A 15,007-nucleotide genomic window follows, 5' to 3' on the forward strand; every position below is an offset into this window, starting at 1 on the left:
TAATCATGTTAGACATAGTACATATATTTTACTTAGTATAAATTTTGAATTAAATTAGGTGAAACATAATTTTCAATAATAAATAAGAAAAAGCACTGGAAAACTACATATCTATAGTTTTCTAGTGCTTCATTAATGACGTCACAGTATGATTTTTATATTTAACCCCAAGCAGGTGTATTCATAAATAAGCCTTCTTGATCCGATTTAATCCATCCTTTAATCCCTTTGTTGTTTATTATTCTACAGTATACTTTACCAGCTTTTGTTACATAGATCTGGTCGAAGGTTACTTTATCGTTTTTCTTAACAGTATATACAACCTTCTTTCCTCCGACAGTGCTATATACGGAAAAGCTTTTCTTGGCTTTATATGTATAATCCTTGGAGAATTTCGCTAAAGTATATGTATTTGCTGAGATCTTAGATATTTTGTTGTCTTTTATCTGATATGGTACATTACAATAGTAGCAACCGATAGCATTTGAATAGATTGGAGTATCCGTTACTAGAGTGAATTTACCATTACCATCTATTTTTCCTAGAGAATAACGAGCTGCATTAAACTTTTTATAGATCTTCTCTGGTTGAAATTTAATCAAATTAATTAGTTTTTCGCCATTATATTGTGTAAAGAAAGAATCACTGATGCAATCTGATTCCATTCGTGCGGATCCATATAAGTCTAGATAATTATCGTCTTTATTAAGATCACAGATATTGATGGTATAATCGAAACCGTGGCTTGTTCTTGTAAGACATAACTTATCATTGATATAAAGTTTTAATGTTACCGTATATTTATCATCATTTGTAGTTAATTTGTATAAGACTTCTTCTGTCTTGCCATCACCATTTAAATCATATTCATATTTGGTATTCGCTTTAAGCTCAGTAATACCATTTGGCTTTGATTCTGATTGTGCAGCTTTAATAGTATTGGGTTTGATTATCAATAATAATGCTAAAAAGCTTAAGAGAACGGTTACTCGCACCCAATTGTTTAATTTTAATTTCATGTTTATAGCTCCTTTTTGTGTTGTTATCATTATTAAAAAATTGCATTTCTACTATAGATTAAAAATGAATGTACTCTATATGAAGATCACTAATGTATATTATTCGTACTAGAACACTTTATTCATTTTTATATTCTTTAAACTCTATATTTTTAATATAATTACCATCTTTGTCTTTATTAAAAGGTAATACTTGTATTATAGAATCTACATTGATCTCGCCATATATATGAGGATACTCTCGCCCACTATTGTCACCATCTTCCCACTTAACAGGCGAGGTTAACTTCTCAGTATCAATACATAATAGCACAAGTTCTTCTTCTACGGATTGAAAATACGGTGCTACTCTCCACCAATATTTAATTGGAGAACAATGGATAAATCCTTCTTTTTGAATCTCTGTCTTGCCAAATGTTATTTCCTCTCTCACCTTTTCCCATCTAGCTTTTTCCATGCAGTTTAATATTATCATGTTTTTCCTCCTTAGATATCTATTCTAAAATTACCAAGATATACTTTCAATAGTGCATTGTATCTAGTTGTAGATAGAAGATACTTTTTAGTATTATAAAATTATTTCTCCTTGTAAATAACAGACAGCTGTACCACCTATCTTGACACGCTCTCCACAGTATTCGCAATATAACGTTCCACCACGATATGACAATTGTTTTGCAACCATGGTAGTTTTTCCAAGCCTTTCGCTCCAAAAGGGAATCAGTGTACTATGAGAAGATCCGGTCACTGGATCTTCCGAAATACCCGCGTTAGGAGCAAAGAACCTGGATACAAAATCACAACTATTCCCTTTGGCTGTAACTACAATTGCAAATGCAATGTCTTTATTAATCTGTTTCAATAATTCAATATCAACATTCAAATTTTTAACATCATTTTCGCTTTCTACTAAGACAAGCATATCTCTCGATAAATGTGTTTCAAGTATCTTACAACCAATCGCTTGTTCAAGTAATGATGGCTGTTCAACTGGGGTTGGCATTCTATTTGGAAAATCCATGTAATAGAGCTGTTCCTTACGAGTCACCGTTAAGGTTCCACTTACTGTTTCAAACTTAACTTCTTTTATATCTGGTGATACATAATTCATCACAACAAAAGCTGTCGCTAATGTTGCATGGCCACATAGATCAATTTCCACTTCTGGTGTAAACCAACGTAAATGGTATTTTCCTTCTTTTTCTAATAAAAAAGCGGTTTCTGCAAGATTATTTTCAAACGCAATCTTCTGCATAACACTATTAGGAATCTCATGCTCAAGTAAACACACTCCTGCTGGATTTCCAGTAAATAGTTGCTCTGAGAAAGAATCTATTACATAATATTTCATTGATTTTCTCCTTTAATCTCAATAATCATAATTACATATGTTAAATTATTTCTTTTTGGTATACTTATTTTAACATAAAAAATAAAGTTATCTACCATTTTTTGTATCTTTTCTTATTTCAATTGGAATTATTGGACTTCTTTACATCTACTCTACAGACTTCAACGACTCAATCATATCAATTTTCTGCATTTTCAAGTAAGTTACCATCTGCATGATGAAACTCACAACGATAATAATCAAGGCAGACCATACGAAGCTCATTCCATGGATACTTCTAAAGTAAGAACTTTCATTTCCTTCAATTACTCCAATCACAAATCCATGGAGATATATTCCTAAGACTAAGCCAATTCCTGTACTTAGTAGAGTAAGAATAAAAGCTTCTCGGTAAATGTATTGATTGGATTCCTTATCTGTAAATCCAAGTACTTTAAGTGTTGCAATCTCACGCGTTCGTTCACTGATATTTATTGATGTTAAATTATAAAGAACAATGATTACAAGCATTGAAGCTACGACAACGATTAATACGATTACGTTATTTAGACTTTTATTACCATCAATCGCTTTTTGTAAGATATCATCTTGATAGGTAACATTTACAATATGCTTACTATTAATTAAATGCTTTGCTAAGGTGTCCTTATTCTGACTATAATCAAACACCGCCATATTAAAAGAGACATTTTTTTGAAATACATCTCGATACATATCTTTACTCATATAGATGTAATTCTTCATATAATTTTCAGTAACGCTAGCAACTTTAACACTATAAGTATTATCATTGCTATCCTTTAACTTAATAGTGTCACCTTTTTCTATTTGTAAGACATCGCTTAGCTTCCCTGTAATTACCACACCTTGATTCATAAGCGAAATTGATGTACCTGACTTTTTATTTCTTAAATCGAAATATTTTTGAAATACATCGGTATCATCCGGTACGATTAAATAAGAATCCATTGTTTTATTCTTTGTTGATGCATGAAACGATGCTTGTTTGATCAAAACAGGTGCTTCTACCTTTTCTTTTGCAAATAGACTCTTTAAGTCATTGCTCATTTTGTTAGTTTCATTTTTAAGTATTGCTATTGCATGATATCGAAAAATCTCGCCATATTGCTTCTCGGCAACGCCGTTAATACTATCTCTTAATCCAAAGCCAGTAAGCAATAAAGCGGTACAGCCAGCTACACCAACAATGGTCATTAAGACTCTTTGCTTATATCGAAATATATTTCGAAGGGTTACTTTCCAAGTAAACGAAAGATGTCTCCAGATGATACCTATTTTCTCTAATAAGATTGTCTGACCTTTTCTTGGTGGAACGGGACGCATCAACGTTGATGGGTCTTGTTTCAATTCCATATGAGCGAAGAAAATAGTAACCCCTGCCATTAATGAAATCGCTATAGCAAGAATAATAGCCAGGTTTCTAATATCATAGTGTATGATTAAATCTGGTAATATAAATTTATCAAATGTGGAATAGATAATGCGTGGAATCACATATGAACCAATGAGAAATCCACTAATTGCACCAAATACGGTAGCTGATAATACATAAAATAGATACGATGATATGATACTAGTATTTCGATACCCTAAGGAAGTTAATGTTCCAAGTTCACTTCTCTCTTCTACAATCATTCTAGCCATCGTATTTGCAGTCATTAACATGACAATTAAGATAAAGAACAATGGAAGTACTTTGGATACTGAGATTATCATATCCGTTGCCAGTTTAAGGTCATTGTATCCTATAACTGCATCACGATCATAGACATACCATGGTGCATCTTTCCTCTGTTCACTTATTCCTTTGATTTCTTCTTTGGCCTTGGATAGAATTGTTTCATAAGCATCGGAATATGATGCAATATCTTTAGGTTTTGTAAGAGTTAGATAGATTTCTGTATAAGCTTTGAGAATAAAATTTTCTTTCTTAACAAAGAGAAAGGAAGATAATTTTCCATCCCCAATCGATGTCGAACCATAATCTTTCAATTGATATAATGGTGAATCTACAGTTCCAACTACAGTATATTCTTTATTTTTTAATTGCCCGCTAACATTACTTGTAATGGTAATCTTATCGCCTATACGATAGTTATTACTATCCGCTAAACATTCTGTGTTGGTTTGTGGCATTCGACCTTTTATAATGCTTACCGTATTCAGTGAATTCTCTAATGCATGGACCTTGATGGCTTTACCATTAGCTAATACATCCAGAGAATAACTTGGAATAACGGATTGAATATGATCTAATCCTTTTAATGCAGTAACGTCTTTCTTCGTTAGTCCCATGGCACTGATGATTTTCATATCCATCAGTTTGTGTTCTTTATTATACTGATCAGCTGAAGCTATAATATCAGGAGAAGTAGAGGTAATCCCAGAATAAAACCCTACACCAATCAGTACAATGATGAATAACGATAGATACCTTCCGAGTGATCGTTTTATTTTAATTAATGTATTCTTATATATCAATGGAATCACCACACAATCTCATCTACATTTTTAGGGTTCTCGTTAATCACGATATCACTGACCGTCCCATTTTTGATTTTGATAACTTTATCAGCAATATCAGCAATTACAGCATTATGGGTGATTAATACGGTGGTTGTCCCCATATTCCTACAAGTCTTCTGTAACAATTCAACAATTCGTTGTCCTGTGGTACTATCGAGTGCGCCAGTTGGTTCATCACATAATAACAGCTTAGGATTCTTGGCAATTGCTCTTGCAATAGCTACACGTTGTTGCTCACCACCGGATAATTGAGAGGGAAAATTATTAATACGCTCGGACAAACCAACTTGATCTAATATATCTTTCGGTTCAAGAGAGTCTGGACAGATCTGACATGCTAACTCAACATTTTCAAGTGCAGTCAAGTTACCCACGAGGTTATAAAATTGAAATACAAATCCTATATCATTTCTTCTATAATTTACAAGACCCTTTTTACCATAGTTATGAATCTCTTTCTGATCTACTAAGATGGCTCCATCCGTTGGACTGTCCATTCCGCCAAGCAAATTTAATACTGTTGTCTTACCTGCTCCAGATGGTCCCAAGATAACAACTAGCTCACCCTTTTCGATAGAGAAAGAACAATCCCTTACTGCAGTAATTGTCACATCACCTGTTCTATATTCCTTCTTGATGTTTTTAAATTCAATAAATGCCATTTCTGTTCCTCCGTTAGTAAACATCGTGTTGATTATATTTCATAATATAGTGTATCTTCACAATAGAGTGAATACAACAATCAGATAATCTGAAAATGAAAGTTAATCAACAGATTCCTTATAAATGTTGACTATTTTTCGTGATTCTACTATACTTCGTTTATAATAGCTTCAGCAGATTGAGATATTTTTATGAAAGGCGGTTCCATGAAAGAAAAGAAAGTAGATCGACGAGTGATATACACTAAGATGGTTATTAAAGAAAGCTTCATAAAACTACTACAACAAAAGCCAATATCTAAAATAACGATAAAAGAGATTTGCGAAGTAGCGGATATTAATCGAGCTACTTTTTATTCTCACTATACGGATCAATATGATCTATTTCAGCAGATAGAGACTGGGATTATAGATGAAATAAATCATTATATCTCCAGTTACAATTTAACTGACCCATCCGATGCTCCGATTGAAATGATTATTAAAATTTTGGAATTTGTTAAGAATAATTCAGAAATATTTAATCTACTATTGAATAATGGTGATATAAGATTCCAGAAAGAAATCACGAATATTATAGGGCAACAACACTTTATTCCTATGAATCTTGATAAAGAAAGTACCAGGGAGGATGAATATATCTTTTTATTCTTTGCCAATGGTTGTATCGGAATTATTAAGAAATGGCTTATGGATGGAATGGAAAAACCAATTCGTGAGATTGCTGAGTTAATGCTTAAGTTAGCAATCTATGGACGTTCTGGTGTAGATTGATGAAAAAATTTGATTGATACAAAATGATTGTGTAATAAATGACCTATTTTTTTGGGAGTCTAGGCAATTTGCACAAAGCAGAAAAATTGATACTTCATTGAACATGTATAAGAAGTTCTAGTTCTCAAATCTTCTTATACATATTCAAAGGTATATTCGCTTCATGTGTTTTGTAATAATTGCCAGGAAAATATATAAAACAGGTCATGTAACGTATGATGCCTATTCTAATCCTTTAATAATGCTACCGCGTAACCAAATTCCCAGATTGCATCGTCAAAACTATCTTCCCAAAACATTGTCATTCCTTCTAGATTATATCCAATAATTCTTGAATAGGTTACAATAAGATTTCTTACTTCCTCATAAGGTATTCTCTTTTTTTTATTTAATAGCCATTTTAAGAATACTGAATAATTGACCATAATATATTCGGTTACAATAAGTTGATAGGACATAATTATATCTTCTACATCTTCGTCGATACAGTTACTATATATCTTATATGCTAAGCAAGCTCCGAATAATTCTTCATACTCCATTGAGAACTTCTCATAATTTCTCCAATCAAACAAAGTTTTGCCAGAGTAATCAATATCTTCTGCTAATCGTGCTATGTCTTCAAGATAAGGTTGGTAGTGAAACTCTTTCTTGTAATCCTCCGTAATATCAAGAAATAATTCATTCTTTTCAATAAATGAGTCTTCCCTCGATATTTCGGTATCCTTTATCACTCCTAACAATAATATTAAGTAGGATTCTTCCTTATATTTTTCAAGAATTGCTTCAATTTCACTTGATTCTTCTGTCAGAGAAAGTAACATAGAGAAAATAAGTAAGATTCTCTCCTGTAGATTGAATCTTTTCGCTTCGATAAGATATAACATGTGTTGCCTTATCTTATAGGTGAGTAATTTCTTATCATTAAATCTATTAATTATTGTATGAGGCAATTCTATTTTCTCTTTTCTAGAATAAATCATATCTACTACAGCAGGACAGGCGCAAGAGACGGAGTACTCAATTGCATCTTCCATATCATTCTCAATTCTCGGAAAACTCTTGCAGGTATTAGAAAGATAGTCATCTCCATAATCCTTAATAATATTGCATAACTTATGTTCATCTAAAAATGGGCAATGAAGCTCCTTACCCATTCGAATCTTATATACCGTTTCTTCCTCTTCTTTTTCTTTGTATATGTTCTTACATAGCTTAGAAAATGGACCCTGCTCATTGTTCCATTTATGATAGGTATCTTCATCAACATTTATATCCCAGCCTTCGCAGCAGGAGAAAGAACATTGATCTGCAATACATCGAAACTCTTTATATAACTTTGTTTTTATAACCTTCTTCAAATTGAATCTTAACCTTTCTAACTATAATTTTTATATAAGATTAGAGTAACAAAAGTCTTATAAAAGTTAACTAAGTGTATAATGCTATCTAAAATCTCTAAATTAATTAGTAATTTTGGCCACATTTTCTTTAAGGACTCTAATCTTAAAATTTACTATCGTAATAATAAGATTCTACCATATATTCTATATTTTTAGAATGAATTATTAATCACATGTTCTACCACGTGAAATCCATGCTCGTAAATTTCATTTTCTGTTATATGTTTATCGAGGTGCATACAGAAGACTTTCTCTCGAAGTTCTTTGGGAATGATATCGCAAAGTCTTCTTAATGATAAATGGTTATTGCCTTCATAGTCTAGTCCACACGTATCTTGATAGATGCTATAAATCTGTCCACTTTTCAATTTCTCAATGATTGTATTACTAATATCATTAGAGTCACCACTGTAATAGAATACTTGCCCACCCAATTCTATTGTAAATCCATATGCAGGTATCGTATCTACATGAGAAACTGGAATAAAAATGATACGAAAATCTCCAATATTCTTATCATTTATGCTTATCCTATCATTGCTATTAAGGTGGTACATATCAGGTGTAACGCCTATACTAGTTAAGAATACTTCCAACAGTTCCTTTCGTGGAAAAAAAATAGTTGGCCTATGATTCAAAATATAGTAGGAATAAAAGATTACTTCTCCTAGGCTTCCTACGTGATCAGGATGTGTATGCGTAATAACAATATATAGATGTTCAAGTCCATCAAATAAATTCAGTTCTTGTAATCGATGAAAAACAGTTCCCCCACTATCAATTAGAAGTAAACTATTATTCGTTTTAACAAACGCACTTGTATTGCCTCTTGCTGTATGAAAGGCACTACCACTACCAATAAATTTCAACATATTTTATACCTCTGTGATATTCAATACTTCTTTTATTCTGTCAAGACTTTTCGAGGTTACATCCATAGGGCATTTTCCAACATTGATTACAAAAGCATTATGGTTACTTGACTTAATCATCTCTGTTAAATCCTTAAATGTCATAATCCAGCCACTATAATCATTGTTAGTATAAATAATATGAAATTGCTTCCAATCGGTAAATGCTGGTATGGCATGTGTTCCATCTTTCCCTTCTAGAAATGGGATTGATATATTCGTATCTTTCTGTAATGTAACCTCTGATGCTTCACTACTATCTCCTTGTGGCATTCCTTTCGTTGGTACTAGGAATCTTGCTTCTAACGACTTACGGCAGAGTTCTAATTCTAGTCGACCAAGCACCTCATTACGATCTGGATAATTGACATTCCAAGCAAGTTCCTGTGACATTTTTAAATGAGCAAGCATAAACTCAGGATTCGTTACAGGAATGCTGATAGTAGGAGTATCTCCCCAATTCGGTGCTTCTAATAAATCTTCCTTTTTAACAGCACAACCGACAAGGCCATTATCCATATAGATACCATAGGCACCAATTAAATATAGATCTGCAAAAAACTCTTTAAAAGATTCATTTTTAATCTCTTGTATACTAAAACTTCTATACTGCTGTGTATAAAAATCAACAGCATTCTCTGCATATTTCTTTCTAGAAAATAGCCACACACTATCCTGCGCATTTTCATCAATGTAAGGATACCCCGTGTTATTATCAATAATCGTATAGATAATATCAGCATTTTGAATCTTACTAACTAGTAAGTTATAAAATTTACTTAACAATAGTTCTAGATGTTCAACTCCATCTAAAAATATCTGGTTATTCAGCGCATATTTTGTATTATTAACTAAAACACATAGATCTTGTATGGACAGCTTGTCTAAATCATGATCACTATAATCAGAATGTGTAATATATCGATTACTAATCGTATTATTATGTATATTTCTTTCTTCCTCGGTTCGGTTTTCTTCGTCTGTATTCATGGGATTGGTAATTGATTGTTGAATTATTGGTAGTACTTTGGATTCTATATTTTGTTCTTTGTCTTTAAATATTTTCTTTAATAGATTCATCCTCACTTGCACCTTTCATTTTAAATTTCCTATACATAAATTAAGTTGTATATCATAATTTCTATTTCTAGTAATCTATTTTCCTCTGTGAATCATTTTTATAAAAATATATAACTACAACAATATACTTCATAATGCTAAAGAATGTGATTATATTAATGATAAGTTTTCTCAAATATCCTTTCAATAGTTCATTGTAACTAATCATATAACATAGAACATATCAATTATCATTTCTTCAAAAAATTTATTATCTTCAAACATACTTATAATACTATTGTATTTCCTATGAACCAGTATGGAAATAGATAACAATATAATTATTACTTTTCATATTAACACATTTTGATAAAATACCACAAAAAAGCAGCTAAATATAGCTGCTTTTTTTGTTTTCTTAATACAAGTTACTTCTTAATCGATGCGAGACTACAGGATTGATCAATAGAAATGGTGATTCCAATCGGTACCCCATGTTCATTATATATTATTGTACCTTTTTGCAAATGAATCTTGTGGTCATCACCTTGAATCATAACAACGAGTGATGAAATAAACTCTTTCATTTTATCTTTATTCGTTGGGAGTACCTTAGTATCAATTGGAATGGTTACTTTCATATTATAGTTTTGATTCATCTTAATATGAATTGGTAATCCTATCATGGTGGTTCCTTTTGATTTCTTAGAAAGAGAATTCATCATATCCTTTATGATCTTTTTATCTTTTATATCCGAAATAGTAATTCTTATATTTTTACCTTTTGAGTTGATTAGACTTTTCTTTGATATTTCGATATTTCCCTTTTTCGTTTGTACTTGAAGCGTAGCATTATTCTTCACTAATATACTAGCGATATCTTTAGTTAATTGCACTTCTACTTCATCAGCATAGTCATTTTTAGTATCTGATATATTGATTATAAGATGGGTATTCTTCTGTTTTACTAATGCTTTAATAGTTTTGGTAATTGCGTGTTCGTCTAAATGTAATGTATCCTTTTTGGTTCCATCACTAAGTATTGTTCTTGTAATTGTAATCTTAGCTGAAGTATTTTTGGAATCATCACATTTAAAATTCATAGTTACTTCTCTTGATTTCTTCGCTGTGGTTGGCGTATCTGTAGGCTTTGTAGAAGGTACTGTTGTTGATTTAGGTGTTGGTACTGTGGTTGGTTTTGTCGTTGGTATAGGTGTTGGTACTATGGTTGGTTTTACCGTTGGTATAGGTGTTGCTATGGTTGGTATCGCTGTTGGCACAGTTGTTGGCGCTGTGGTTGGCTTCGTTGTTGGAGTAGCTGTTGGAACTGTCGTTGGTGCTACTGTAGGTTGAGTCGTTGGGGTAGGCGTTGGTGTTGAAGGCTCACTTGATGCAACTATAATGCTATAGGTCTTCTTACTACTACCTGCATTATATTGAACCTTGTATGTTCCAGCTTTTGATAATACGATTTTTCCATTCTCAATATTAACTGCTTTACCATCAGGGTCTAACACGTCAATTGTAACATCGTAGTTATTGTTTGCATCTCTTGCGGTTCCAACTGGGATAACAATCTGATCTCCCACCGTACCATTTGACTTTATTTCATCTTTTACTGTAATTCGAATTGGATTATCCTTCTGATAAAGTGCTAAAACGTCCTGGCCACTGATTGCTCCGGATAAAAGAAGTGCATTGCTTACATTACAGTTTGCAGGTGACTGAACATTACCTTCATTTCCAGTATCCGATCCAATCATAAGCCATTTTGCTAAATCATTTGGAATATCTAAGGTACCACTTGTATTCTTGGAATCCTTTAATGTTCCATTGATATATAGCTTCATCTCGGTTCCATCATAAGTAGTTACCGCATGAATCCATTTGTTTTTAATAGTTGATATATCAGTTGAGACTACTTTATATTCTCCATTGATATGAGCCCAGAATTCTAGGGTATGACCATCTCCATTTAATTCATAACCAAGACCTGCTCCTTCGCAGTTCATAAAGATATCACTATTTTTATATTGATTTAACTGAAACATACATCCCATAGTAAAGCTTTCTTTGAATTTATCATAATCTTCCGAAGATAAATAGTATGCATAAGCATCATCTTCCCCATCAAAGCTAGCCATGTATTTACCTAAAGCTTCGTTGTTCGATAAGACTGGCGCACCTTTTACCACTGTGTTATGAGCTACCTCAGAGTTATCTTTCGCAGTACCATCCGCAAAATCTACATCTAAGATTTTCTCAGATGGCTTATTTGAAGCAGCTTCTGTTGTAAATGTCGTAGAAATGCTATTGCTACTTTCCACATTATAAGGTGTTAATGCAAAGACTTCGATCTTATACTCTGTTTTAGGCTCTAATCCATTAATCTTTGCGGAAAGTGTTGGTGATTGTGTACTTCTGTAATAATCAGAAAAACGTAAATAATAATCACGTTGAAACTTCTTATCACTTACCTTTTCACCAGTTTTCGTATTTTCAATTATCATCTTATATGAATGTACCATATTGCTATCTGAATCACCTAATACTATTGAATCAAGTGCATCGGCAGCAGAAGCTTGTGAAAAGGAAAAGTTAACAGAGTTCGCACTTGTTTTTGTGGCCTTAACTGTTGAACCACTTGCAAATACTGGAGGTTTACTTGTCTTTGCAAGTTCTTTGGTATAGGTAAAGTTCTTATTTGCTACTAGATCAGGGGTATTGATTACCCATGGATCATCTCCGTTGATATATTTTGCACTTGTAAGATCCATTCTTCGAATGGTTACAACATTATTATTATCTACATCAATCATTAGAGCTTGAGAGGCTTCGGAACTATATTCTGGATAAGTTGAATGAGAACCTTCGGAGTTAATCATACCACTTTCATTTTCAAAATAAGCTGCAACAGTACTATCTTGAATACAGGTAAATCCAGCACTTTGGTCTATGGATCTTGGATCATCTACCGTTGAATGGGAATGCCCTGAAATATGTATAATCTGAGGGTATTTTGCCATTAACTTAATCATGTCATCTCCATAAGTACCGTACCATTCATCAGTTACATAAGCGGTATTAGGAACTCCATGATGAGCTAATACAAAGATTGGTGCTGTTGGATTCTCTTTTGCTGCTGTTTCTAGTGCATTTTTTAAGAATTCGTATTGTCCAGAATAGTCAGCATTTGCGTCACTTGCTCCAAGTTTAATTAGAGTAATTCCATTGCTACCACCTATTTTTACTACTTCATTTGGGCTCGAACCTGTACTAGCCTTAAACTGGTTAATTGCGTCTGTTGTACTTGACCAACCATAGAATTCATGATTACCCATACACCACTTTATCTTATCACTTAAACCACTTTCTTTTGCAATTCTCATTAATGTATTATACTGAGTTGGCAGGCCTGAATCAGTTATATCTCCTACAAATGCAAGTGCATCAAGATTCGGATCTATGGTTTTAAATACAGATAAAGCATTTCTAAATTTGGTTGAAGCAGCTGCATTGGAACCGATATGAATATCACTACCGACTGCAAGTCTAACTTTAACACCATCTCTTCCTAGTTGCTTCCAATCAGATTTTGGAGAAACGGTAACTTTTTTCACTACAGTTTTATTAAATGCTTGATAAGTAATTAGATAGACTCCTGCTATCTCTGGTATAAATGTACCGTTAGACACACTTACCTCATTTTTATTCGGATCTTTTACCGTTATTGTTACATCATAATTGTTATTTGCATCATAAGCATTCGCTGTAGGAATTGTTACAGTTTCATTCACGGCACTTGTTAATTCTTCACTACTATTGACAATGATATGGATATCGTTCGCTTTTGCATATAACTTTGCTATCATACTTTGATCCATTGTTCCACTGAAAATGCGAACGAAGCTTAAATTGCAATCCATTGGATTTTCAATATTACCACTTGCATTTGTATCCGCTCCTAGAACAAACCACTTTGCCGAATCTGCTGGTATTGTAAGTTCACCACTTGCAGGCTTTGAATCCTTAAGTTCGCCATTTATATATAGATTCACATTGGTTCCATCATAAGTTGATACGGTATGAATCCATTGATTCTTTAACGATGATATATCAGAAGAGACGGTAATTGCGCTACCACTTACGGTAGTCGTAAATTCAAGTGTTTTACCATCTTGATTTAGCTGGTATCCCAGTCCACCATTTTCTAGATTCATACAAGGCGCACCTTGAGTTCCATTCAATTTCATCATGCTTTCCATGGTATATCCATTCTGGATTTTCGCGTAATCATCAGTAGTCATAGGATAAGCATATGCATCATCAACACCATTAAAACTTGCCATATTCTTTCCCAAATGATCATTACTTGATATTGCAGGTGACCCATACTTCACTGCTTGGTGTGCTCCTGTTGATGAATCTTTTTCTGTTCCATCGGTAAAGTCTACGTTTAAAATAGGCTCATTTTGAGCGGATACTACATCGTTAGATAGAACTAATTTACCGAATCCAGAAGTATCATTCCAAAAACTTGTTGCATTATTCTCAGCCCACCAAACAACTGTGTCGCATTCATTCGTGCCATGGGTGGATAGCTTATTGTCAACTGCAAGGTCAAATCCCATCTCTTTCTCAGTGTTTGGATCAATACCTAGACTCTCCCAAGATAGTGAAAATTCAGCATTCCAGCCTTTACTAGTTGCTTTCGTTACTGCTGAGATGTCTTGATATAATTTGGTGGTATCATTTTGAACTGCTGACCCCATTAAAATATATGGTTTATTGTTATCTACGGAATTATAGCCAATTCCAATCTGCCAATCACCTTTCACGTAAGGGGAATTCTGATGACAGGTAGGATCAAGCATGATACTCACAACATCACCATTCATCCACGAATCTCCATCGATTAATTCTGTGTCACCGATCACTTCTACTGCAAAATACACATTTTTTGCATCCCATTTTACATCATAAATGGCACTATAAGACGAATTTCCCAGCATAGAAAGTGATACAGGGTTGTCTAGGGACCAGATGGAATCATCTAATTCTCCATCAATAATTGGTGCATTCATAGTTAATTTTGCAGATACAGTTTTACTGTACGTAGCAGCTAGGGATGTTACTGGTAATAGCATGATAACCTGTAACATGATTAGCATCCAAGCTACAATTTTTCTCCATTTCATGTTTTGCCCTCCTATTATACTTATGTTTACGATTTGATTCCGAAGTTATGTGATCCTATTGGTTGGTTACTCTATTTTCTATT

General features: G+C 33.2%; 10 protein-coding genes. 1 reads left to right on the forward strand and 9 read right to left on the reverse strand.

Annotated elements, in window-relative coordinates; genetic code table 11:
• Positions 1-161 precede the first annotated feature (161 nt).
• The 5 genes from bsdtb5_RS10490 to bsdtb5_RS10510 form a co-directional block, all read right to left on the reverse strand.
• Positions 162-1,019 carry a hypothetical protein gene (locus bsdtb5_RS10490; RefSeq protein WP_271715966.1) on the reverse strand — a complete coding sequence of 286 codons (858 nt, stop codon included), beginning with the start codon at positions 1,017-1,019 and terminating at the stop codon, positions 162-164.
• Positions 1,020-1,137: 118 nt separating this feature from the next.
• Positions 1,138-1,494 (reverse strand): DUF952 domain-containing protein, encoded by a 357-nt coding sequence (locus bsdtb5_RS10495; protein ID WP_271715967.1) that lies wholly within the window; start codon positions 1,492-1,494, stop codon positions 1,138-1,140.
• Between the two features lie 93 nt (positions 1,495-1,587).
• Positions 1,588-2,370, reverse strand: coding sequence for a PhzF family phenazine biosynthesis protein (locus tag bsdtb5_RS10500; protein ID WP_271715968.1), 783 nt, complete (start codon positions 2,368-2,370; stop codon positions 1,588-1,590).
• A 147-nt stretch (positions 2,371-2,517) separates the two neighbouring features.
• Positions 2,518-4,872, reverse strand: a complete 2,355-nt coding sequence (locus bsdtb5_RS10505) for an ABC transporter permease (protein ID WP_330611998.1) — start codon at positions 4,870-4,872, stop codon at positions 2,518-2,520.
• Between the two features lie 5 nt (positions 4,873-4,877).
• Positions 4,878-5,579: an ABC transporter ATP-binding protein gene (locus bsdtb5_RS10510; protein ID WP_271715970.1), complete on the reverse strand. Its 702-nt coding sequence runs from the start codon at positions 5,577-5,579 to the stop codon at positions 4,878-4,880.
• Between the two features lie 207 nt (positions 5,580-5,786).
• On the opposite strand from bsdtb5_RS10510, the gene bsdtb5_RS10515 reads away from it, so the two are divergent.
• Positions 5,787-6,353: a TetR/AcrR family transcriptional regulator gene (locus bsdtb5_RS10515; RefSeq protein WP_271715971.1), complete on the forward strand. Its 567-nt coding sequence runs from the start codon at positions 5,787-5,789 to the stop codon at positions 6,351-6,353.
• 227 nt (positions 6,354-6,580) lie between these two features.
• Here bsdtb5_RS10515 and fliB read toward each other — a convergent pair whose 3' ends face one another.
• The 4 genes from fliB to bsdtb5_RS10535 all read right to left on the reverse strand — a co-directional run bounded on the left by fliB (position 6,581) and on the right by bsdtb5_RS10535 (position 14,924).
• Positions 6,581-7,714, reverse strand: a complete 1,134-nt coding sequence (gene fliB / locus bsdtb5_RS10520) for a flagellin lysine-N-methylase (RefSeq protein ID WP_271715972.1) — start codon at positions 7,712-7,714, stop codon at positions 6,581-6,583.
• 194 nt (positions 7,715-7,908) lie between these two features.
• Positions 7,909-8,628 (reverse strand): MBL fold metallo-hydrolase, encoded by a 720-nt coding sequence (locus bsdtb5_RS10525; RefSeq protein WP_271715973.1) that lies wholly within the window; start codon positions 8,626-8,628, stop codon positions 7,909-7,911.
• 3 nt (positions 8,629-8,631) lie between these two features.
• Entirely contained in the window at positions 8,632-9,747 is a 1,116-nt protein-coding gene (locus tag bsdtb5_RS10530) for an SseB family protein (RefSeq protein WP_271715974.1), read from the reverse strand.
• Between the two features lie 407 nt (positions 9,748-10,154).
• A complete protein-coding gene (locus bsdtb5_RS10535) occupies positions 10,155-14,924 on the reverse strand; it encodes a LamG-like jellyroll fold domain-containing protein (RefSeq protein WP_271715975.1) in 4,770 nt (1,589 codons plus the stop codon).
• Positions 14,925-15,007: the final 83 nt, after the last annotated feature.

Source organism: Anaeromicropila herbilytica (assembly GCF_016591975.1).
Taxonomy (GTDB): domain Bacteria; phylum Bacillota; class Clostridia; order Lachnospirales; family Lachnospiraceae; genus Anaeromicropila; species Anaeromicropila herbilytica.